This window comes from Ruegeria sp. CDSC042 (genome assembly GCF_059610745.1).
Map to the genome: position 1 here is coordinate 104,800 of NZ_JBXWOF010000001.1, position 21,486 is coordinate 126,285.

23 protein-coding genes are annotated in these 21,486 nt (G+C 56.0%); 11 read left to right on the forward strand and 12 right to left on the reverse strand.

Annotated elements, in window-relative coordinates; genetic code table 11:
- The first annotated feature begins 19 nt into the window (after positions 1-19).
- The gene (gene thyX / locus AC2FHX_RS00525) at positions 20-931 is read left to right on the forward strand and encodes an FAD-dependent thymidylate synthase (protein WP_496700585.1); all 912 of its coding nucleotides are present in this window, start codon (positions 20-22) and stop codon (positions 929-931) included.
- Between the two features lie 435 nt (positions 932-1,366).
- Here thyX and AC2FHX_RS00530 read toward each other — a convergent pair whose 3' ends face one another.
- Complete coding sequence (locus tag AC2FHX_RS00530; RefSeq protein WP_142632979.1) at positions 1,367-1,573, reverse strand: cold-shock protein; 207 nt, start codon at positions 1,571-1,573, stop codon at positions 1,367-1,369.
- 216 nt (positions 1,574-1,789) lie between these two features.
- On the opposite strand from AC2FHX_RS00530, the gene AC2FHX_RS00535 reads away from it, so the two are divergent.
- Together AC2FHX_RS00535 and AC2FHX_RS00540 are read left to right on the forward strand one after the other, a co-directional pair.
- Entirely contained in the window at positions 1,790-2,107 is a 318-nt protein-coding gene (locus tag AC2FHX_RS00535) for an ArsC/Spx/MgsR family protein (protein ID WP_142635075.1), read from the forward strand.
- 41 nt (positions 2,108-2,148) lie between these two features.
- Complete coding sequence (locus tag AC2FHX_RS00540) at positions 2,149-2,517, forward strand: hypothetical protein (protein ID WP_142632981.1); 369 nt, start codon at positions 2,149-2,151, stop codon at positions 2,515-2,517.
- 1 nt (position 2,518) lies between these two features.
- Here AC2FHX_RS00540 and AC2FHX_RS00545 read toward each other — a convergent pair whose 3' ends face one another.
- From AC2FHX_RS00545 to thrS, 5 genes are all read right to left on the reverse strand, one after another.
- Positions 2,519-3,037 (reverse strand): hypothetical protein, encoded by a 519-nt coding sequence (locus tag AC2FHX_RS00545; protein WP_496695928.1) that lies wholly within the window; start codon positions 3,035-3,037, stop codon positions 2,519-2,521.
- Positions 3,034-3,795 carry an HvfC/BufC family peptide modification chaperone gene (locus tag AC2FHX_RS00550; RefSeq protein WP_496700584.1) on the reverse strand — a complete coding sequence of 254 codons (762 nt, stop codon included), beginning with the start codon at positions 3,793-3,795 and terminating at the stop codon, positions 3,034-3,036. Before AC2FHX_RS00550 ends, AC2FHX_RS00545 begins: the two co-directional genes overlap by 4 nt.
- Complete coding sequence (gene bufB, locus AC2FHX_RS00555) at positions 3,792-4,649, reverse strand: MNIO family bufferin maturase (RefSeq protein ID WP_496700583.1); 858 nt, start codon at positions 4,647-4,649, stop codon at positions 3,792-3,794. The genes AC2FHX_RS00550 and bufB overlap by 4 nt, the downstream gene beginning before the upstream one ends.
- Before the next feature lie 74 nt (positions 4,650-4,723).
- Positions 4,724-5,026, reverse strand: coding sequence for a BufA1 family periplasmic bufferin-type metallophore (locus AC2FHX_RS00560; protein WP_142632987.1), 303 nt, complete (start codon positions 5,024-5,026; stop codon positions 4,724-4,726).
- 221 nt (positions 5,027-5,247) lie between these two features.
- Positions 5,248-7,206 carry a threonine--tRNA ligase gene (thrS, locus tag AC2FHX_RS00565; protein WP_496700582.1) on the reverse strand — a complete coding sequence of 653 codons (1,959 nt, stop codon included), beginning with the start codon at positions 7,204-7,206 and terminating at the stop codon, positions 5,248-5,250.
- A gap of 218 nt (positions 7,207-7,424) precedes the next feature.
- On the opposite strand from thrS, the gene AC2FHX_RS00570 reads away from it, so the two are divergent.
- The 4 genes from AC2FHX_RS00570 (at position 7,425) to AC2FHX_RS00585 (ending at position 10,598) form a co-directional block, all read left to right on the forward strand.
- Entirely contained in the window at positions 7,425-8,174 is a 750-nt protein-coding gene (locus AC2FHX_RS00570) for an alpha/beta fold hydrolase (RefSeq protein ID WP_282021849.1), read from the forward strand.
- Positions 8,174-9,154, forward strand: coding sequence for an alpha/beta hydrolase (locus AC2FHX_RS00575; protein ID WP_496700581.1), 981 nt, complete (start codon positions 8,174-8,176; stop codon positions 9,152-9,154). Before AC2FHX_RS00570 ends, AC2FHX_RS00575 begins: the two co-directional genes overlap by 1 nt.
- A gap of 28 nt (positions 9,155-9,182) precedes the next feature.
- Positions 9,183-9,797, forward strand: a complete 615-nt coding sequence (locus AC2FHX_RS00580; RefSeq protein WP_496700637.1) for a hypothetical protein — start codon at positions 9,183-9,185, stop codon at positions 9,795-9,797.
- An 84-nt stretch (positions 9,798-9,881) separates the two neighbouring features.
- Positions 9,882-10,598: an alpha/beta fold hydrolase gene (locus tag AC2FHX_RS00585; RefSeq protein WP_496700580.1), complete on the forward strand. Its 717-nt coding sequence runs from the start codon at positions 9,882-9,884 to the stop codon at positions 10,596-10,598.
- On the opposite strand, the gene AC2FHX_RS00590 is transcribed toward AC2FHX_RS00585, so the two are convergent.
- Positions 10,589-11,173 (reverse strand): DUF6151 family protein, encoded by a 585-nt coding sequence (locus AC2FHX_RS00590; protein WP_496695915.1) that lies wholly within the window; start codon positions 11,171-11,173, stop codon positions 10,589-10,591. The genes AC2FHX_RS00585 and AC2FHX_RS00590 overlap by 10 nt on opposite strands.
- 5 nt (positions 11,174-11,178) lie before the next feature.
- Positions 11,179-12,450 (reverse strand): polyhydroxyalkanoate depolymerase, encoded by a 1,272-nt coding sequence (phaZ, locus tag AC2FHX_RS00595; protein ID WP_496700579.1) that lies wholly within the window; start codon positions 12,448-12,450, stop codon positions 11,179-11,181.
- A 111-nt stretch (positions 12,451-12,561) separates the two neighbouring features.
- Between phaZ and AC2FHX_RS00600 the strand changes: the two genes are divergently transcribed.
- The 3 genes from AC2FHX_RS00600 to phaR all read left to right on the forward strand — a co-directional run bounded on the left by AC2FHX_RS00600 (position 12,562) and on the right by phaR (position 15,636).
- Positions 12,562-14,364 (forward strand): PHA/PHB synthase family protein, encoded by a 1,803-nt coding sequence (locus AC2FHX_RS00600; RefSeq protein WP_496700578.1) that lies wholly within the window; start codon positions 12,562-12,564, stop codon positions 14,362-14,364.
- Positions 14,365-14,498: 134 nt separating this feature from the next.
- Entirely contained in the window at positions 14,499-14,945 is a 447-nt protein-coding gene (locus AC2FHX_RS00605) for a phasin family protein (RefSeq protein ID WP_142633002.1), read from the forward strand.
- 136 nt (positions 14,946-15,081) lie between these two features.
- The gene (phaR, locus tag AC2FHX_RS00610; protein WP_496700577.1) at positions 15,082-15,636 is read left to right on the forward strand and encodes a polyhydroxyalkanoate synthesis repressor PhaR; all 555 of its coding nucleotides are present in this window, start codon (positions 15,082-15,084) and stop codon (positions 15,634-15,636) included.
- 62 nt (positions 15,637-15,698) lie between these two features.
- On the opposite strand, the gene AC2FHX_RS00615 is transcribed toward phaR, so the two are convergent.
- Complete coding sequence (locus AC2FHX_RS00615) at positions 15,699-16,913, reverse strand: DegT/DnrJ/EryC1/StrS family aminotransferase (RefSeq protein WP_496700576.1); 1,215 nt, start codon at positions 16,911-16,913, stop codon at positions 15,699-15,701.
- 212 nt (positions 16,914-17,125) lie between these two features.
- On the opposite strand from AC2FHX_RS00615, the gene AC2FHX_RS00620 reads away from it, so the two are divergent.
- On the forward strand, positions 17,126-18,103 hold the full coding sequence (locus tag AC2FHX_RS00620; protein ID WP_496730345.1) for a formylglycine-generating enzyme family protein: 978 nt from the start codon (positions 17,126-17,128) through the stop codon (positions 18,101-18,103).
- Positions 18,104-18,124: 21 nt separating this feature from the next.
- Here AC2FHX_RS00620 and AC2FHX_RS00625 read toward each other — a convergent pair whose 3' ends face one another.
- The 3 genes from AC2FHX_RS00625 to AC2FHX_RS00635 are packed head-to-tail and all read right to left on the reverse strand — an operon-like array spanning position 18,125 to position 21,474.
- On the reverse strand, positions 18,125-19,429 hold the full coding sequence (locus AC2FHX_RS00625) for an NAD(P)/FAD-dependent oxidoreductase (protein ID WP_496700574.1): 1,305 nt from the start codon (positions 19,427-19,429) through the stop codon (positions 18,125-18,127).
- A gap of 6 nt (positions 19,430-19,435) precedes the next feature.
- Entirely contained in the window at positions 19,436-20,794 is a 1,359-nt protein-coding gene (locus AC2FHX_RS00630) for a glutamine synthetase family protein (protein ID WP_496700573.1), read from the reverse strand.
- Positions 20,794-21,474 (reverse strand): type 1 glutamine amidotransferase, encoded by a 681-nt coding sequence (locus tag AC2FHX_RS00635; RefSeq protein ID WP_142633014.1) that lies wholly within the window; start codon positions 21,472-21,474, stop codon positions 20,794-20,796. The genes AC2FHX_RS00630 and AC2FHX_RS00635 overlap by 1 nt, the downstream gene beginning before the upstream one ends.
- Positions 21,475-21,486: the final 12 nt, after the last annotated feature.

The following is a 21,486-nucleotide window of genomic DNA, read 5'->3' on the forward strand; positions in this document are numbered from 1 at the left end:
TTGCTGGAAAGGAAATTTCATGCCGCTGTCCTCTGACCAACTGGGCGAGATCGAAGCGCAACGGGCGCAATCGCATCCAACACGCCGTGTTGTAGCTGCGGGGATGGAGGAACATCTGTACACGGCGCATCAGGTTCTGGACCACGGTTTTGTGCGCGTGATCGACTATATGGGTGATGACGCTGCGATTTGTCAGGCCGCACGCGTGTCCTATGGCAAGGGCACCAAATCAGTGCAAAATGACGAAGGGTTGATCCGCTATCTGATGCGGCACTGGCACTCGACCCCGTTTGAGATGTGCGAGATAAAGTTGCACGTCAAGTTACCGGTTTTTGTCGCGCGACAGTGGATTCGGCACCGGACAGCGAATGTGAATGAATATTCGGCGCGCTATTCGATTTTGGACCGTGAATTCTATATCCCGGCACCCGAGCACGTGTCCGCGCAGTCCGAGATCAACAATCAGGGTCGCGGCGATACGTTGCAGGGCGAAGAAGCCGCGCGCGTCCTTGAGATATTGAAAGCTGATAGCGCGCGTTGTTATGACAATTACGAGGCGATGATGGGTCAGGACGGGCAGCAAGGGCTTGCGCGTGAACTGGCGCGGATGAACCTTCCGGCGAATATCTACACGCAATGGTACTGGAAGGTTGACCTGCACAACCTGTTCCACTTCCTGCGTCTGCGCGCGGATCCTCATGCCCAATACGAAATTCGTGTTTACGCCGATGCCATGTGCAAGATCGTCGCTGATTGGGTGCCGGCCGCCTATAAGGCGTTTGAAGATTACCGCCTGGGTGCGGTCAATCTTTCCGCGCAGATGGTCGACAGCCTGCGTCGGATGTTGGCCGGAGAGACGGTCATGCAGGAAAACTCGGGCATGACCGGGCGGGAATGGCGTGAGTTCGAGGCGATCATCAAGGAAAGCTGAGTGCGCTTGCCGTCTGTCTATACGGGGCGTCATGAAATGGTTGCGATCGTTTCATGACACTTTCAGTTTTGATCAAAACCGGTTGTCTGACCCTGTTCCTGCCTTGCGTGGCACAGGCCGAGGCCCCCCATCGTCGATGGTGATTTGCGAACCCACGGCTACATGCACCAAAAACTTGCGCTCCAGTTCACCTCTGAGCGGGCAAGAGCCAGGATGTGCAATCCTGAACAACTGATGGAAGTGTGGACTAGATAATCCGGCAACTGGACGATGGAGGTCACCTATGCGACCAGTACGTCCTGTATCGTGCCATGTGGCAAAATTGAACCACGCGCCCCGAAAGCAGCAGGGCGCCAGAATAGGCACATCACTTTCGATGGCCAACGGCCTGAAATTGGCCGTTGTCCTGATTTTCGTACCCGCAGTAACGGGATTTTACAGTGGCTTCAAATCTGAAGCCATTTGTCGGCCGTCACGTCCGTCTTCCAGTTCGTAAGCGACCTTCTGATTGTCAGCGAGTCCGGTAAGACCAGATCTTTCAACGGCCGAGATGTGAACAAATACGTCCTTGCCGCCTTCATCAGGGGCAATAAACCCATAGCCTTTGGTGGTATTGAACCATTTCACGGTGCCAGTTGGCATTTCCCGTGTCTCCTTCTACTTGCACGTTGTCCCACAAAATTGGTGGGGGTAGCGATTGACGTAACCGCAACACATCACCGTCTCGTCCACACGACACGGCCCGAATTACGTGTTTCGTCTTTTTCAACATTGCACGGTGAAGTAAAAAATCAAGAAATACCGGAATACACTGGCGAATTTGCCCATTATCAAGATCGAAACAGGAGCAGCCCGAAAATGCGCGTATATGGATTGAAGACTTGCGATACTTGCCGTAAGGCTTTGAAATCGCTTGAGGGTTCGGATTTTATCGATGTTCGCGCGCAAGGTGTGCCGGATGCGGTACTGGCGCAGGCCCTAAAACGTTTCGGCGAGGCTTTGCTCAATACCAGGTCGACAACGTGGCGCGGGTTGGATGCAGAGCAGCGCAAAAAAGAGCCGCTGGAACTCTTGCAGGAACACCCAACCTTAATGAAGCGACCGCTTGTTGAGAAAGACGGTGCACTTTATCTGGGCTGGACGGCTGAAACGCAGGCAGCCCTTGGCGTTGGCTGAGTGGGTACTTATGTGGTTGGTCGCAAGCTAGAGGGGTCTAAATGCGTAACGCAGCGATGATTTTAGGGGTAGTTGCCGGTCTGATCGGCATGTTGGTCGGGTTTGTTGGCTATGGATATGTCGAGTTGATCGACAGGTTTGGCGAAATCGACGGGATCGCCGAGCAGGTGGACAATGCGCAGTTGATCCGAACCGCGGCGATCCTTGCGCCTTTATTGGCTATTGCGGGCGGGGCGATGGCACATGCCCGCGCTCTGATTGGTGGCGTGTTGCTGCTGATTTCTGCGGCTGGGATGTATTATGCGTTCGGGTTCAATGTGTTCACCATGTTCCCGGTCGCCTTTGCCGCCGTGGCGGGTCTCCTTGGGCTGGCCGCGGGTAAACCGGACGAGCCCAAGGCACATTTCTGAGTTACTTCAGGCGCAGGATGCGATCGATCGAGATCGGGCCTGCGCCGTTTATCGCGATGACCAGAAACAGGAAAGTCCACATCACGCGCTGATCCATCAAAGTAAGTGCGTTGTCGAACAGGCCTCCCAATTTGACGCCATGACCGGTCACGTCGACAATGGTCTGGACCCAAACAAACCCAATCATCCCAAGGGCTGCCACCCGGGTCAGCAGGCCGACCAGCAACAAGGCTGGCAGGACAAATTCGGCGACTGTTCCCAGAAAGATTACGACGCGTTGGAAAAAAGTCATCTGGGTTACGTCATAAAGTACGGCCTCTGCCGCTTTGGGGAAAATCTGCCCAAACGCCCCCGCTGACGGAGAGAAAATCGACCCGTCGATTTTCAGGGTGGCTGAGTTCCAGTAGTAGACAAGCAACACGGCAACAAAGACAAGACGCGCCAGGGTTGGTGTCAGCCAGTTGGCCGAGCTGTCGATCCGTCCCAGGACGTTGTTATGAAGAGAGATCAGGGCAGTCATGTTGCCAGCCTTTCAATAGTCACAGAAGTGATAGCGCCGCCCTGTAACAGCAGCGCCAGAGTGGCCCCAAGATCAAAATCCGGGGTGGTTTCGGTAGTGTTTTCAAATGCCTGTCCGATTGTGTTTCCGGCCTGCATCGCGGCGATCCAACCCGCCCCGCCTTGCGGCAGGGCCTGAGGAACAGGATCATATTCGCGGCGCGTGATCAGGGTATCTTCAGCACCAGCTTGGGGTTTCGGTGCGCCGTCTTCGGTATTGAACCGCCATATCGAAAAGATGGGCCAGTCCGAGCGCAAGATCTGCATCGAAGGTGCGAATTCCAATCGGGCCCGGAACAGATCTTCGGGTGGCACGGCTAACGCGTCGTCCGACGCTGGCACGCTGTCCGCCGCGTGGTAAGATCGGCGAAGGGCCAGCTCCAGTCGCGCCACATCGGGCAGGTACCCGATATGCGACAGCTGATCCATCCCGGCCAGGAAATCCGGAAACGCTTCGCCATAGAACATCATCAACGGCGAGGTTGGTGGGTGGCTGCGCAGAAAAAGCCCGGCCAACCCGTCCATGTTTTGCGAACCCAGCAACTTGGCGATAACCGGGAAAGCCTGATGCATGGCTTCGGTCAGCGAAACGGCAACATTGTTGCGATAGACACTGAAACGCCGTCCCGCCGGCTGATCCGACGCGTCTACAAGGCCATCAGGCACCGACATGGCTGGATCCAGCAAAGCCAGGTGAAACTCTTCTTGCGACACGCTCATGCTGGAATGCGGTCCAGTGCCGCTTGGGCGCGATCGGCTTCTGCGCGCAAGACAGGCCAATCAGGGACGTCGGTATCCCATTCCACAAGAACAGGTTTTGGTCCCGATTGTTCAAGCACATAGTTCAGAAGCGCCCAAACCGGATCAACCACTTCTCGTCCGTGGCTATCGATCAGCAAGGGAAGCCCGCGGTCGTCTTCATCCTCATCATGCCCGCCAAGGTGGATCTCACCAACCTTGTCCAGCGGATAGGCGTCGATATAGCTCTGCGGTGAGAAGTCGAGATTTGTCGCCGATACGAAAACGTTATTCACATCCAGCAAGAGCCCGCATCCGGTGCGGCCCGAAATTTCGCGCAGGAAGTCGGGTTCGGACCACGTGCTTTCATCAAATGCTAGATAGCTTGACGGGTTTTCAAGCAGCATCTGTCGCCCAACGACATTCTGAACTTGGTCGATATGATCGCAAATCCGTGCAAGGGTTGCGTCGGTATAGGGCAGGGGCAACAGATCATTCAGGAAGTGGCTGTCATGTGTCGACCAGGCCAGATGTTCGGAAAAGCTGGCGGGGTTGAGCCAGCCGACGAGGTGTTTCAAACGGGCCAGGTGGTCGGTATCCAGCGGGCCTTCACCGCCGATGGACAGGCCAACGCCGTGGACGGAAATCGGGAAGTGTTCCGACAAGTGCCGCAGCTGTGCCAGCGGGCGGCCACCATCGCCCATGTAATTCTCGGCGTGGATTTCCAGCCATGCGACCGGTTGCGGATGATCCAGAATCTGCTGGAAATGCTGAGGCTTATAGCCGACGCCTGGTGCCGCAGGCAGCCTGTTCGATCGGATTGTGCTGTCCAGCATCTGGTAACCTCGCGGTCTTGAAAAAAGAGGCGGGCGATACTTGCCCGCCCCTCAGATTTGGCAAAAACTCAGGCTTATGCCGGCAGGTCGCGCTCCAGCGGCTCGAGCGATCCCTTGCGGGCAGCGCCGTCAGCTGACTGAGGCAGGTCGATATCGGCGCAGGTGCCGGCATCTACCAGCGTCCAGGCATTGCCCTGATAATCAACAGTCGAGGTGCCCGCGCACGTGGTGCCAGGACCGGCGGCACAATCGTTCTGACCGGCCAGAGAAACGCCATAGCACTTTTCTTTGGCTTGTGCGGATGCGGTTGTGGCCATGCCTGAAACGGCTGCGGCTACGGCGCTTGCGATGACAAGGGATTTAGCGGTGTTCGACATCTCGGTTATCCTTTTGATGACTGCGTATGTCTGTGTTCGACAATGACAAAGGTAATGGGTTGCAGGTCACAGTTGAATTCACGAGCCTGTGTCTCACGAGCCCGTCAATGACTGTCATGACATCTTGCAAACTAATAGTTTGTTTTAGAAGAGATAAAACGCAAATGTTTCAATCCGGCCCCTCAGAGAGGGCCGGATTTTGTGCAATTTGCCGCTGATTGTTACAGCAGGTCGGGCGGCGTAGCGGCCCGCGACAGTTCATTTGTTACAGCCTCAAGCGGCTGCACTTGTGTCTGTTTCTCACCAAGACGACGGACACTGACCGTGCGGTCCTCAACTTCACGGTGACCGACGGCCAGAATGACCGGAACTTTGCCGACCGAGTGTTCACGGACCTTATAGTTGATCTTTTCGTTGCGGATATCCGCCTCGGCTCGGACACCTGCGGCCTTGAGTGTCTCAACCACTTCCTGCACGTAACCGTCAGCCTCGGAGGTGATCGAAGCGACCACGACCTGACGCGGGGCCAGCCAGAAGGGCAATTTGCCCGCGTGTTCTTCGATCAGGATGCCGATGAACCGTTCGAACGAACCCAGCGTTGCACGATGCAGCATGAAGGGGCGGTGCTTCGATCCGTCCGCGCCAATGAAATTGGCGTCCAGCCGCTCGGGCAGGTTGGGGTCCACCTGAAGGGTGCCGCATTGCCAGGTACGGCCGATCGCGTCGGTCAGGGTGAATTCAAGCTTGGGTCCGTAGAAGGCGCCTTCGCCTTCGAGAAGCTCATAGTCGTATCCTGCGGCCTTGCAGGCGTCACCTAGGGCTTTTTCGACCAGATCCCAGCTTTCATCCGACCCGATGCGTTTTTCCGGGCGCGTCGAGAGCTTGATGGTCCAATCATGGAAACCGAGATCGGCATAGACCTTCGACAGAAACGCGATGAATTTTGCAGTTTCAGATTCGATCTGATCTTCGGCGCAGAAAATATGCCCATCGTCCTGGGTAAAGCCGCGCACCCGCATGATACCATGCAGCGCGCCAGAGGGTTCGTACCGCGCGCAAGACCCGAACTCGGCCATGCGCAGAGGCAGATCGCGATAGGATTTCAGACCCTGATTGAACACCTGCACGTGGCAGGGACAATTCATCGGCTTAAGGGCGTTCACGGCCTTTTCACGGGCATGTTCCTCGTCGACTTCGACGATGAACATGTTTTCCTGATACTTGTCCCAGTGGCCCGAGGCTTCCCACAATTTGCGGTCAACAACCTGCGGTGTGTTGACTTCGACATAGCCGTCACGCTCCTGCATGCGGCGCATATAGTCCTGCAGGGTGGTATAGATCTTCCAGCCATTCGGATGCCAGAAGATCTGGCCGGGAGCTTCTTCCTGCATGTGGAACAGGTTCATTTCGCGGCCCAGCTTGCGGTGGTCACGCTTGGCAGCCTCTTCCAGCATGTGCAGGTGCGCCTTGAGCTTTTCCTTGCCGGTAAAAGCCACGCCATAGATGCGTTGCAGCATCGCGCGGTCGCTGTCACCGCGCCAATAGGCCCCGGCGATGGACATCAGCTTGAACGCATCGCCCGGAACCTGGCCGGTATGCTGAAGGTGCGGGCCACGGCACAGGTCCTGCCAGTCGCCATGCCAGTACATGCGCAACGGCTCGTCGCCCGGGATGGCGTCGATCAATTCGACCTTATAGGGCTCGTTGTTTTCGGTGTAGAAATCAATCGCGCGCTGACGGTCCCAGACCTCGGTGGTCACGGTGTCGCGCTTGTTGATGATTTCCTTCATCTTTTTCTCAATCGCGCCGAGGTCTTCGGGCGTAAATGGCTCGGCCCGGTCGAAATCGTAGTACCAGCCGTTTTCGATGACGGGGCCGATGGTGACTTTGGTATCGGGCCAGATTTCCTGCACAGCGCGGGCCATGATATGGGCGAGGTCGTGGCGGATCAGCTCGTTTGCCTGATCTTCATCTTTCATGGTGTGCAGGGCGATTTCGGAATCAGATTCAATGGGCCATTGCAGATCCCAATGCTGGCCATTCACCGTGGCTGAGATGGCCTTTTTGGCCAGTGAGGTCGAGATGTCGGCGGCCACCTGCGCAGGGGTTATACCCACGTCATAGGATCGTGCATTGCCGTCAGGAAAAGTGAGAGAGATTGACTGTGCGTCCAAGGCCATGGCTGGCTCTCCTCGTCGGTTTGGCGCCCACTGAACGCCCGGTTGCGGGTTATGTTGTGTTCGCTTCATTTGTCAGGTGGGGGTGGACCTGTCAAGGGCCGGCGCGAGGGGCTGGCCCCTCGCGCTCCCCGAGGTGTTTTTGGCCAGATGAAGGGGGATCTGGGAATTGCACTTGGGGGTGGGGCGTGCATGATATCGGAAAAAGAAAAGAGGGTGTCATGGCAGCGACGAATTTTCTGGAAACGGCGCAGGGACGGCGGCTGGCCTATCACAAAAGCGAGGGCACCGGGCCGACCATCGTGTTTCTGGGCGGGCTCAAATCCGATATGGAGGGCACCAAGGCGGTGCATTTGGAGGCCTGGGCGCAGGGGCGAGGCCATTCATTTCTGCGGTTCGACTATTCAGGTCACGGTGAAAGCGGGGGCACGTTCGAAGAAGGATGCATTGGTGACTGGCATGAGGATACGCTGGCCGCGATCACGGAATTGACGGATGGGCCGCTGATTGTTGTTGGCTCGTCCATGGGGGGGTGGCAGGCGCTGCTGTTGGCCAAAGCGCTGCCAGATCGGATTCAGGGAATGGTGACCATCGCTGCTGCGCCGGATTTTACCGAGGACGGGTATTGGGCTTCATTCTCGGAAAACCAGAAACAGGCACTGGAAACTGTTGGCCATGTCGAGCTGCCTTCGGACTATATGGAGCCATACATCGTGACCAAACGGATGATCGAAGATGGTCGCCAACATTTGGTCCTGCGCAAGCCTCTGCATATGCCTTTTCCCGTGCGGTTTTTGCAAGGTACCGAGGACACAGCGGTTTCAACCGGAACAGCAGTGCGCCTGATTGAACATGCGTTCGGGCCCGATATGCGGCTGTCATTGATCAAGCACGCCGATCATCGCTTTTCGGATGGCCCATGCCTGGGGTTGATTGAACAAGCTGTTCTCGATGTGATGGCAGCCCAATAATGCGGATATTGGGTCGCGTTTTTCTGACATTGATCGTTGCGTTTGGCCTGATTTATTGGCTTGGCCCGCGTGAGAAGGTTGATCTGGCCCCAACATTTGACGCGCGCAAATTCGGCGAAGGGGTGCAGGTCTATTTCGAAAGTGTGGAATCTGCATTCGCCGACATCATTCCGGGGGTCGAAAAGCGAGTTATTTGGCAAGAGGGCTATAAAGAGCAGCGAACACCTGTTTCGATTCTGTATCTGCACGGGTTTTCTGCATCATCCGAAGAGATCCGACCGGTTCCCGATCTGCTCGCCGAAACGTTGGGCGCCAATCTGGTCTACACGCGGTTGCAGGGTCATGGTCGCGGGGGGGAAGCAATGGGTGAGGCGACGGCCGCGGGTTGGATGCAGGATCTTGCCGAAGGGCTGGCTGCCGCACGGGCGGTTGGGGATCAGGTCGTGGTGATTTCGACATCAACCGGCGGCACGTTGGCAGCTGCGGCCGCACTGAATGAAGAGCTGAGCCAAAACGTTGCGGGGATCGTATTTGTTTCTCCGAATTTCGGCGTTAAAGCGGCCGGCGCATGGATACCCGGATTGCCTTGGGCGCGCATCTGGTTGCCCCTGATGATGGGTGAAACCCGGGGCGTCGCAGGGGTGAACCCGGAAATGAACAAATTCTGGTCGGCGGTCTACCCTTGGCAGGCTGTGGTGCCGATGACAGTGCTGGTGGATGTGGTCTATGCGCTGGATTTTTCAGACGCAAAGGTTCCCGCGTTGTTCTGGTTCTCGAATGAAGATCAGGTCGTGCGTGCCGACCTGACCCACGAGATTGCCAAGGCATGGGGAGCCCCTGCGTCGGTTGAGCTGGTAACAATGGGGCCCGGGGACGATCCTAATTCCCATGTGATCGCCGGGCGGTTGATGTCTCCGGGGCAGACCGACGAAGTGGTGGCTGGTATCCTGAGATGGTTGAAAACCTTGGGGATCGAGTGAGGAAGAAATAATGCGCAGACCAGGCAGTATGTGGAGCCTTGAAACCCTCGGTCGTGTGCGTCTGTCCCGTCATTTTTTCATGCGCGATTTTCTGTATTCGGAAATAAGCAATTTTCACGAAAAGCAGAATTTTCCAGACGATCCCAACCTTGCCATCGAAACCGGGAAGGCGCTTTGTGAAACCCTGCTGGACCCGCTTGAGGAGACCTTTGGCCGGATTGCCGTACGATCCGGCTATCGCTCGGCATCATTGAACCGTTTCGGCAATGAAAACCGGCTGAATTGCGCGCGAAATGATAACCCGCTGGAATGTCACATCTGGGATCGCGCGGTGGGTGATGATCGGATTGCCGGTGCATCGGTCGTGATCCCATGGTTTGCGGATCAATATGAGGCGGGGCGGGATTGGCGGGATTTGGCGTGGTGGATGCACGACCATCTGGATTATTCCGAAATCTGGTTCTTTCCAAAACTCTGTGCTTTCAATCTGGTCTGGAGGCCTGTGCCTCATAAGCGCATCGACAGCTATATCGCGCCGCGGGGCTGCCTTCTGCGCCCAGGAGGCGCGCCTGGCGAGGGTGACCTTGAGCGGCAAAGACGATATGCGGACTTCCCCGCTTTTCGCGGTATCCGCTACCCCTGAACTTTAACTTGCCGAACCATACAAAACCTCTCATCCTGAAACTAATGACGACGATTTGAGTGACTTTTCCAAAGGAGGCGTTGTTTGATCGAGCCGTTGGTTCTTTTGCCCGGTTTGATGTGTGATGCGCGGGTATTTGAGCATCAGATGCGCGCCCTGTCACGTGATCGCGCCGTGACGGTCGCTTCGGTTTCGACTGCTGAACGGATTGAAGAGATCGCGCGGGGCCTATTGGTTCAGTTGCCACAACGCTTTGCATTGGCGGGCCTAAGCCTGGGCGCCGTAGTCGCTTTGGAAATTGTCCGATATGCACCCGAGAGGGTGTCGCGCTTGTGTCTGATGGCTTCGGATGCGCATTCGGAATCGCCTCAGACCGCAGCCGCGCGGGAGGAGCTGTTGGTCGCCGCCAAGATGGGTCGGTTAGAGGAAGTGATGCGTCGGCTGATTGGATCGGATTCGCTGGCCCCGGGGCCTCGACGTATTCCCATTCTTGCTGATGTCATCTCGATGGCGTTAGATTTGGGCCCGCAGGTGTTCGAGCGTCAGATTCGCGCGCTGCAGCGTCGTCCGGACCAGCAGGGCAACCTGCGCCGTATCACGGCCCCGACTTTGGTGCTATGTGGGGCGCATGACACGGTTGTTCCGGTGCGAAGGCATGCGTTCATGGCGGACCTGATCCCAAATGCAGAACTGCACGTCATCAAGGATGCAGGACATTTGCCTACGTTGGAATCGCCTGAAAATGCCACCGAGGCGCTGAAGACCTGGCTCAGCGTGAAGCCTGCGCTGGATTACGCGTAGAGCGCTTTACGCTGTTCTTTGCTGAGAATGACCGGGGTTGAGATCGTCTGGCCCGTATTCTGATCAAAGAACGGGGTGTCCCTCCAACTGCCAGAAAGCCGGGATTTTAGTACCCGCGTAACAATCCCGGCGACAGCGTAACCCAGTCGCTTGTGTTTGTGTTTTCCATCGGCCTGGGGAATGAACCCTTGGGTCGTAACCGGCCCTAAACAGTCCGGGTCGGAAACTCGTTTCACATCAAAGCCCGCAAACGGAAATTTTGGAGTATTTGATGTCGTCGCCAGCGGCGCATTGCAGCAGCTGGCATACCAGCGCAGCATCCCCTTGGGGCCAAGGCGCATCGCGGCCAGGTGTTCGATGCCGCCGTCGATCCTTATTTCTTCAGGGGCCATTTGGAAAATGTCCACCGGTTCCGGCGCAGGGTCCGGTTGCCCGAAATATATCTGCGCGGCCCGGCAATCACGGCAAAAGCAGACTACATGCGTTCCGTACTGAACGCCTCTGGCTGTAATGCTGCCAAAGAGTTTTCCACAGTTGCAGGCGAAAGCCGTCTGTTTGGCGACTTTCTTTCCCATCGGCGTTAGGCCACTTTGTTGCGGTTGGCCGCTTTGCGAGAGGGTTTGCGGGCGTTGGCGTTCATAAATTCGATCACCAATGGGCGGATATTGTCGCGCCAGCTGCGGCCGGCGAAGATGCCATAGTGACCTGCGCCAGGTTCGACATGGCTGGCTTTTTTCGAATCCGGCAGCCCTGTACACAGCTCGAGCGCAGCAATGCACTGGCCAGGGGCCGAGATGTCGTCATTCGCACCTTCGACTGTTTTGACAGCAACGTTTGTAATTTTGCCGATATCCACCTTGTGCCCTGCAACAACAAACTCGTTGCGCGCGATTTCGCGGTTTTTGAAGACGCGTTCGACGGTCGAAAGGTAGAACTCGGCGGTCATGTCCATAACGGCGAGGTATTCATCGTAGAATCTGTTATGGGCATCGTGATCCGAAGCCTCGTCCCGCATAACCCTCTGGATCTGCTCGGAAAACGCCTGAGAATGCCGGTCAGAATTCATCGACATGAACGAGGCCAACTGCAGCAGGCCGGGATACACCATGCGCCCGACGCCCTTATACTTGAAGCCGACGCGCTGAATCATGGTTTCTTCCAGCTGCCCCATTGTCACGCGACGTCCAAAATCGGTCACGTCGGTAGGTGTGGCATCCGGGTCAACAGGTCCGCCGATCAATGTCAGCGTGCTGGGTTGGGCTTTGGGTTCGACCTCGGCCAGATAGGCTGTGGCGGCCAGCGTCAGCGGCGCCGGTTGGCAGACGGCTACAACGTGGGTGTCCGGTCCCAATTCTTTCATGAAATCGACAAGGTAAAGTGTATAATCCTCTACATCAAACTTACCTTCGGACACGGGGATATCGCGCGCATTATGCCAGTCAGTGATATAAACTTCGCAATTCACCAAGAGGCTTTTTACAGTGGACCGAAGCAAAGTGGCGTAATGTCCAGACATCGGGGCGACCAACAGCACCTTGCGGGGCTGTTCGGCGCGGCCATTGACACGTATATGTATCAAATCACCAAAAGGGCGTTCGATCACCGGGACAATATCGACCAGATGATCCTTGCCGTCTTCGCAAGTGAATGTACGGATTCCCCAGTCGGGTTTTACAACCATGCGCTGGAACGTCCGCTCAGTCACCTCGCCCCAGGCGGCCATCATGCTGAACGCAGGGTTGGGCACCATCGAAAACAGCGGATAAGAAGCCATGGCACTTGCCGTAGCACCCATCCACTGATTGGTGTTGCGCAGCGTTTCCATCAGATCGTAGGTCATCATGTAGCGCATGAAATGGGCCTCCTGAGTGTCAGCCTGATAATTCGGACCATTCGTCGCTTTGCCCCCCGACGCCCACGACGTTATTCTGCATAGCAGCGAGGTTAGGGTGGAATTGTTAAAATGACAACAAGTGAAGATAACGCGCCAGAGCTGTCCGAGGAACACCTTGAACGGATTAGAGAAAATATGACGAAAGTCGAAGAATTGTCGAAAAGGCTGATCGATGTGATGGCTGGCAAAGAGGCGCACACTCCCGCTTTGGACGGTCCGAATCAAGATCTTTTCGCAAGAGCAGCAACTTCGTATTTCGCCGAAGCGTGGCAGAATCCCGCCAAGCTTCTGGAACATCAGGTCGCCTTCTGGGGACAATCCGTTATGAACTTTGCTGAGGCTCAGCAGGCGCTGGCCGCCAGCGGGGTCGAGGACAGCGAACCCGGACCCAAGGATAAAAGGTTCTCAAACCCTCTTTGGGACACCAACCCCTATTTCCGGTTTATTCGCCAACAGTATCAGACAAACGCCGATGCAATCGCGCAGGCGGTTGCTTCGGTCGACGATCTGGACGGCAAGGACAAGCAGAGGCTGCATTTCTTTTCGCAACAGATCATTGACTTGATGTCTCCGACGAATTTCCTGGCCTCCAATCCCGACGCGCTGGAAAAGGCGGTCGAGACGGAAGGGCAATCGCTGATCAAAGGGCTAGAGAATCTAGTTGCGGACCTTGAAGCCAATAATGGTGAAATGGTTGTCAGACTGGCGGATGAATCCGCGTTCAAGCTTGGCGAGAATATCGCGACAACTCCGGGCGACGTGGTCTATCGCAACAGGCTTATGGAGTTGATCCAGTACAAACCCACGACCGAGACCGTACACGAAACCCCGATCGTTCTGTTTCCGCCCTGGATCAACAAATACTATATTCTGGACCTTAAGGCGCAGAACAGCCTCATCAAATGGGTGACCGAACAAGGCTATACCCTGTTTGTTGTGAGTTGGGTTAATGCGGATGCTTCTCATGCCGAGGTCGGTATGGGCGACTATGTCGAAGAGGGATTTCTGACTGCCATCGAGACCGTCAAGTCGATCTGTAAGGTCAAGCAGGTCAATGCGGTGGGATATTGCATTGCCGGCACCACGTTGAGCTTGACGCTGTCCCTGATGAAACAGCGTGGCGACAAATCCATCAAATCGGCGACCTTCTTCACAACCTTGACCGATTTCGGTGAACAGGGGGAATTCACGCCGTTCCTACAGAATGACTTTGTCGATGGCATTCAAGAACAAGTGACTAAAGACGGTATCCTAAAAGCATGGGTCATAGGTCGTACCATGTCGTTCCTGCGATCGAATGACCTGATCTACGGCCCCGCCATTCGAAGCTATATGATGGGTGAGACCCCTCCGGCGTTTGATTTGCTCTACTGGAACGGGGATGGCGCAAATCTTCCGGGCAAAATGGCAATCGAGTATTTGCGGGGGCTTTGCCAGAGAAATCAATTTGTGACCGACGGTTTCGATTTGCTTGGGCACAAACTGCATATCCGCGACGTTGATGTTCCTTTGATGGCCATCAGCTGTGAAACCGACCATATCGCCGCCTGGAAAGATTGTTATCGGGGTGTGCAGCAGATGGGGTCACGTTCGAAGACGTTTGTCGTTTCGGAATCCGGTCACATAGCAGGCATCGTGAACCCGCCGAGCAAGAAGAAATACGGCCACTACACCAACCCTGATCTCAATGCGGATGCCGATGCGTGGATGAAAGAGGCCGATTTTCATAAAGGGTCCTGGTGGCCGCAGTGGGAAGCTTGGCTGAAGAAGAGATCCGGCAAGCAGATCCCCGCGCGCCAAGTGGGCGATTCGGGATACGCTTCCCTGGCCGAGGCACCAGGAACCTATGTTTTGGTGAAGGCAACAGATTGATTTTTAACAGTTTAGAAAAATATTGCTGCAGTGCAGCAAGAAAAAACTTGCAATGCTGCGATGCAGCAACGATATTGTCCTCAAGCTGATGAAGCCCGGGGTTGGCCCGGATCGGCAAGCAAAGGATTTGGACAATGGCAAAGACTCAAGACTTTACCGCGACCCTGAAAGACATGATGGGTGCATTCCCTGTTGACACCACCGCTCTGGAAGGTGCGTTCAACACCACCGCGACCCTGAACGAAAAGCTGTCGGGCGTTGCTCTGGAAGCGGCTGAGAAATCGGCTGAGATTTCGAACAAATGGACCAAGGAAACCCTGGCCAAACTGTCCGATATGTCGAAAGCGAAATCTGACCCTGCAGATTACGCAAAAGCTGCAACCGACTACGCAAGCGCGTCGGCTGAAGTTGCTGCTGAAAACCTGGCTGCTTTCGCTGAAATCGCGAAAAAAGTTCAGTCGGAAACCGTTGAGCTGCTGATGGCTGCTGGCAAAAACGCTGCAGAAGACGCAACTGCCGTTGTCAAAAAAGCAACCAACGACGTGTCCACTGCTGCGAAAAAAGCAGCTGGCGCCAAGTAAGGTAAGATAGCGAGGCGCACCCACTCCTCCCATTTGGTGCAATCGCGTTGGGCGGGTCGAAAGACCTGCCCTTTCTTTTTGTTCTGCACTCGCATAATCTCTGCTGCAATGCATCATTCCTTGGGGAGGGTAGACGGTGTCAGAACAAGAAAAACCGTTGCTAATCAAACGATATGCCAGCCGTCGGCTGTATAACACTGAAACCAGTGACTATGTCACGCTCGAAGATATTGCGGCATTCATACGTGACGGTCGCGAAGTTCAGATCATAGACCTGAAGACTGGGGATGATCTGACACGGCAATATCTGCTGCAAATCATTGCCGAGCATGAAAGCCGCGGTGAGAATGTCCTGCCGGTGAACGTGCTGAACGATCTTGTGCGCAGCTATATGTTGCCGGGCGGAGGAGTGATGCCGCAATTCCTGCAAAGCTCGTTCGAAATGCTGCGCGAAAGCCAAAGCAAAATGATGGAAAACATGTCTGCGATGAATCCGATGACCCAGATTCCGGGTTTCGAAGCACTGCAAGCGCAGCAAAAGGCATTTCTGAAGGCGATGACCAGCGGCATTTCCGGCAGTTGGTCCGGTCCGGAAACGGATAGCGAGGCCAAACCCCAGTCGAGTGAGGATCTGGACGACATCAAGAAGCAGTTGGCGGAGTTGCAGAAAAAGCTGTCTAAACTGAACTGAATTTGTCCACACAATGAAATAGGCCCGCCGCTGGCGGGCCTTTTCGTTTGAATTCAGCTTGTTCAGGTTCCAAATGCGATTTTCGGGGCGGTAATTTCCCCTACTGAAGCCAACAGAATATCAGCGATCACATCCAGTTCCGCGCCTGTCAGGCGTACAGGCAGGCGCACATCGCAAGCTTTCATCAGCATGTTTCGCGTTTGTGGCAGCTCGGTCTGTTCCGGCAGGAATTGCCAGTTCCAAAAGGCACGGGCGTTGTCTTCACTCAGGCCGAATACCTGAACTTTCACCCCGCGTGCTTCGGATGCTGCGGCAAAGGCGCGGATATCATCATCGCTTAGGTCAACCAGATTGAACTGGATCGAGTCCGGCGCCCGGCGCTCTGGCACCAGCGGGGCAGGCACGTTGATATAGGGCGATGAGTTCAGGCGCTCTGCCACATAGTCGTGGTTTTGCAACCCATCGTGGACACGGCGTGCCAATTCAGGCATCTGGGGACGGATTACTGCAGCGCTCAGGTTGCTCATCCGCAGGTTATACAGCGGCAACTGGTTCTGCCAGCGGCCAAAGGCCTCTTCGAGTTCCGATGAGTTGTCGCCACGCGGACCTTTGTGTTTCTTCCAATTATGTTCGTAGGCGCCGGACATGATCACGGCACGTGCCACCAGATCAGCGTCGTCGGTTATCAGAATGCCACCTTCGCCCGCATTGATCATCTTGTAGGACTGAAACGAGAAACAGCCGATCTTGCCAATCGTCCCAATATTGCGACCATGCCAAGTTGTCCCCAGCGAATGGGCTGCGTCCTCGATCACCGGAATGTCGCGCGCGCTGCACAGGGTCATGATCGCGTCCATATCCGAAGTATGTCCGCGCATATGGCTAATGATCACGGCCTGCACGTTATCCAGTTTGGCGGCAAAGTCATCCATGTCGATGCGATAATTGTCACCCACCTCACACAATACGGGGATGCAATCCGCATGTATGACGGATGAGGGCACCGCCGCAAAGGTAAAGCCCGGTATCAGCACCCGCGCGTCCCGCGGCAAACCCAGCGCCTTGAGCGACAGGAACAGTGCCGCCGAGCAGGACGATACAGCCAGCGCGTATTTCGTGCCCAGCAGTTCCGCGAATTCCGACTCGAGCATCGCAACCGGAGCGTCCTGCGGCGCAGTGTAGCGGAACAGGTCGCCTGACTGCATCAAGGCATCAATGGCGTCGCGGGCGGCCGCGGGGATGGGTTCGGCGTCATGGACGTTAGGAGGCAGCGTCATATTTGGCATTCCTGAATTCTATCTTTGGGAAAGATAAAGCTAATGAAGTGTCAATCCAAGCCCTTAATCTTCAGGGTGGCGAAATTTCACTATTCTGTCGTAGTCAGAGAGACACAGGTTGGCTTACCCCGCGTAGCGGGAAATTCTTTTGAACTTGCAACTTTGGGGGAAGTAAGGTGGCAATGGATCTTCTTTGACGTTGTTCTCGTATGATGGGTTGGATCACTGCATTGACTATCAGTCATTTGGCCCTTTGTGGCGCGCTTTCAACTTTCGCTTCGGCGGTTCACGCAGATTATCTTCTGTCGGATGGCACTGAAGTTGCGCCGCTTGTGATGTTTCAGGAATGCGATGTTTGCCCTGAAATGATTGTCTTGCCTTTGGGTGAGTTTCTGATGGGTGGACCGCCGGGAGAATCGAAACGAAACTTTCATTGGGATGAAAAAGGGCTTCGCCCCGCGACAGCGGAAGAGCCGTATATCGCGCATCGTGAAGGTCCGGTTCATAGCGTCAGAATAGATCTGTCCTTTGCCATGGGACGTAACGAGGTTACCCGTGATGAGTGGATGGCCTGCGTTGAAGATGGGGGATGTAGCAAATATGTGCCGGAAGATTTTGTAATCGGCGATAGTTTTGAGCGCATAGATCTTACGGGCAATCATCCAGTGAATGATGTGTCTTATTTGGATGCTTTGGCTTACACGGATTGGCTGAACAAAAAACTCGGGATAGATGCCTACCGCTTACCAACGGAAGCCGAATGGGAATATGCCGCCCGTGCCGGAACGCAGACTCCTTTTGCGCAAGGAGAGGAAGTTACGACGGATCAGGCCAATTTCCATGCCAAACCGACAGAAGAGATGATTGGTGAAAAGCGGCCGGATTTAGTGTGGCGCGGTTACCCAGTTCGCGTTGATGAACTTGATGCCTCCAATGCTTGGGGTCTTCAGCATATGTCGGGGAATGTCGGGGAAAGAACGATGTCCTGCTGGACAGCGACGCACCCGGGTTGGTCGACTTCCAGCCAGCACTTAGAGATGGCGAGATCAGTCGATTGTCACAGGCGGGTTGTAAAAGGCGGTTCTTATCCATTTGCTATGGATTTTTCGCGCGCTGCAAGTCGCGGTGGGGCGGGCATTGATTGGCGGTCAAAATTGACGGGCTTTCGTATCCTGAGAGAGTTTAAGTGAGTTTCTCTGACAATCTCGAAATCAGAATCCCAGCCGGTCCCGCAGGGAGAACCATGTCATCGCCAGCACCAGCAACGGGCTGCGCAGGGAAGGGCCTCCGGGGAAGGGCATGGCGGGTACGCGGGACATGGTGTCGAACCCCTCGGCCTGGCCTTGAATGGCCATCGCCATCAACTGCCCGGCATGGGTGGCCGTGCCGACCCCATGGCCGGAATAGCCCGAGGCCGACAGGATATTGGGCGCAACCCGCGTCAGATAGGGCATCCGCCGCATAGTGATGCCCAGAGTACCGCCCCAGGCATAGTCGATCTTTACATCGCGCAGATGCGGGAAAATCTCGGTCATCGGCTTGCGCACCTTGGAGGCGATATCTGTCGGGAAGCGGTAGCCATAGCTTTCCCCGCCGCCGAATAGCAGGCGGTTGTCGGCGCTCAGGCGGAAGTAATTTACCACAAACTTGGTATCAGCGACGGCGACATCCCGGGTCAGGACACGGGCGGCATCGGTGCCCAAAGGCTCGGTCGCGGCGATGAAATTGTTGATCGGCATGACGCGCGACGCCACTTTGCCGTTCAGATCGCCGAGATAGCCGTTGCAGGCCAGAATGACGTGGTTGGCCGTCACCTTTCCCTGCGGGGTTTGCACGATGGCCGGATCGACTTCGTCGATCCCGGTGACCTCGGTGCTTTCAAATATGCGCACGCTGGCCTTGGCTGCGGCATCAGCCAGCCCCAAGGCAAAGTTCAGCGGGTGCAGATGCGCCGCCCCCATGTCCAGATAACCTCCGCGATAGGTTGGGGATGGGCACAAGCCATGCGCCGCGCCTTCGTCCAGCAGCTCCATATGGTCATACCCATATCGCGCGGACAGATGCGCCGCGTGGTCGTGGAGGTCTTGCTGATCCCCGGTGCTGAGGCCCAGAACCGCCACGCCCGGTTTCAGATCACAGTCGATTTTGTGCTTTTTGATCAGCGATTTGACCAGATCCTTGGCATCTTCGGCCAGATCCCACAGCTTGGCGGCATCGTCATCGCCGACCAGGCGTTCAAGGTCTTCCTGATCCATCCGCTGGGCGCTGCCCAGCTGCCCGCCATTGCGGCCTGACGCTCCGAAACCAACGCGATGCGCCTCAAGCAGCACGACGTCGAACCCGGCCTCGGCCAGATGCAGCGCGGCGGACAGTCCGGTATAGCCGCCACCGACCACGCAGACATCCGCTTTGGTATCCCCAGCAAGCGCGGGAAAACGGTCGAGTGTGTTGGCCGTCGCGGCATACCAGCTGGCCGGATACTCGGCCTTGCGGTCGTTGGAATAGAGGAGATTCATCGCGGCTTAAACGTTCATGAGCAGGTGCTCACGCTCCCACGGAGAGATGACCTGTAGAAACTCTTCATACTCGGCACGTTTTACAATGCCATAGACGCGGGCAAATTCCGGGCCCAGAACTTCGTGCAGGGCGGTGGCCTGATCAAACAGGTCCAGCGCATTGCCCATGACCTGCGGGATATCACCGTCACCTTCGTAGGCGTCGCCATAAAACTGACGGCGCGGACGTTCCTGCTGGGTCAGGCCGAGATAGCCGCAGGCGAGCGACAAGGCGATGCCCAGATAAGGGTTGCAGTCCATGCCTGCGATACGATTTTCAACGCGCCGCGCCTCGGGGCCGGACAGGGGAACACGGATGCCGGTCGTGCGGTTGTCACGAGCCCATTCCAGATTGATCGGCGCGGCATGGTCTTTCACATAGCGGCGGTACGAGTTCACATAAGGTGCCATGACTGCCAGGCCTGCAGGCAAGTGGTTTTGCAGCCCTGCAATGAAGTTATAGAATGCATCCGTTTCGCCGCCCTGAGGTCCGGAAAAGATATTCTGTCCGGTTTCGATCTCGGTGATCGAGTGGTGGATGTGCATGGCCGATCCAGGCTCATCCGCAATCGGTTTCGCCATGAAGGTCGCAAAGCAGTTGTGTCGCAACGCGGCTTCGCGGATCAGGCGTTTGAAAAAGAACACTTCATCTGCCAACTTGACCGGATCACCATGGCGCAGGTTGATTTCAAGCTGTCCGGCGCCGCCTTCCTGGGTGATGCCGTCAATCTCGAACCCCTGATGTTCGGCAAAGTCATAGATGTCGTCGATCACCGGGCCGAATTCATCCACCGCTGTCATCGAATAGGCCTGCCGCGCGGCCGCCGGACGACCCGAACGGCCCATCATCGGTTTGATCCCCTGCGCGGGGTCGACATTGGGGGCGACCAGAAAGAACTCCATCTCTGGCGCGACAATCGGTTTCCAGCCTTTGTCGTGATACATTTTTACGACGCGCTTCAACACGTTGCGTGGGCTGAACGGGATCGGCTCTCCGTCCCGGTCATAGGCGTCGTGGATCACCTGCAGTGTCCAGTCACCCGTCCAAGGAGCAGCGGAAGCAGTCGAAAAGTCAGGCTTAAGGATCATGTCCCGTTCAATGAAGCCGTCCTCTCCGGCGGCTTCGCCCCAGTCCCCGGTGATAGTTTGGTAAAAGATACTATCGGGAAGATGGAAGTAGGACTGGCGTGCAAATTTGGTGGCCGGAACCGCTTTCCCGCGCGCGATGCCGGGCAGGTCAGAGATGATGCACTCGACCTCATCCAATCGGTGACCTTCAAAATAGGTACGGGCTGCCTGTGGCAGTTGTTCTGTCCAATCGGCCATCAGGCCCTCTCTTTCTTCAAAAACTCTGCCATGAACTGTCCGATCTTCGGACTGTCGTCGCGGGTGGGCAGGCGGTCGGCGGCGGCCTGCATCAGATTGTCTGGAACGACTCCTTTGCCGCGTGTGTCCATCAGCCCTTCGATGAAGCTGTCGCCATACTCCGGGTGGGCCTGAACGGTCCAGATCGTGTCGCCATAGGCCAGCATGGCATTCTGGCAAAAGGCGTTCGAACCGGTTACTTGTGCACCGGCGGGCAGCTCTACCACCTGGTCCTGATGCCAGGCATTCAAAGTGACGGTCTGTCCGTCCAAATCGTAGTCCGTCCGCCCCACGGCCCAGCCCTGTTTGAACTTTTCAACTTTCCCGCCAAGGGCTTGCGCAATGACTTGATGACCAAAGCATATGCCGATCAGGGGTTTGCCGCTTTGATGGATGTCGCGGATCAGCGCTTCGAGCTTGCGGATCCAGGCATGGTCCTCATAGGCACCATAGCGCGAGCCGGTGATGATCCATCCATCAGCATCGTCAAAACTTTGCGGAAAGTGATCGTCGACAACCGCATAGGTCACAAACTCAAAGCCGTTGCCATCCAGCAGCGCGCGAAACATGCCGTCATACTCACCGAACTGATCGTGCAATTCGTCAGGGGGGTGGCCGGTTACAAGGATACCGATTTTCATGGGTCACCAAAT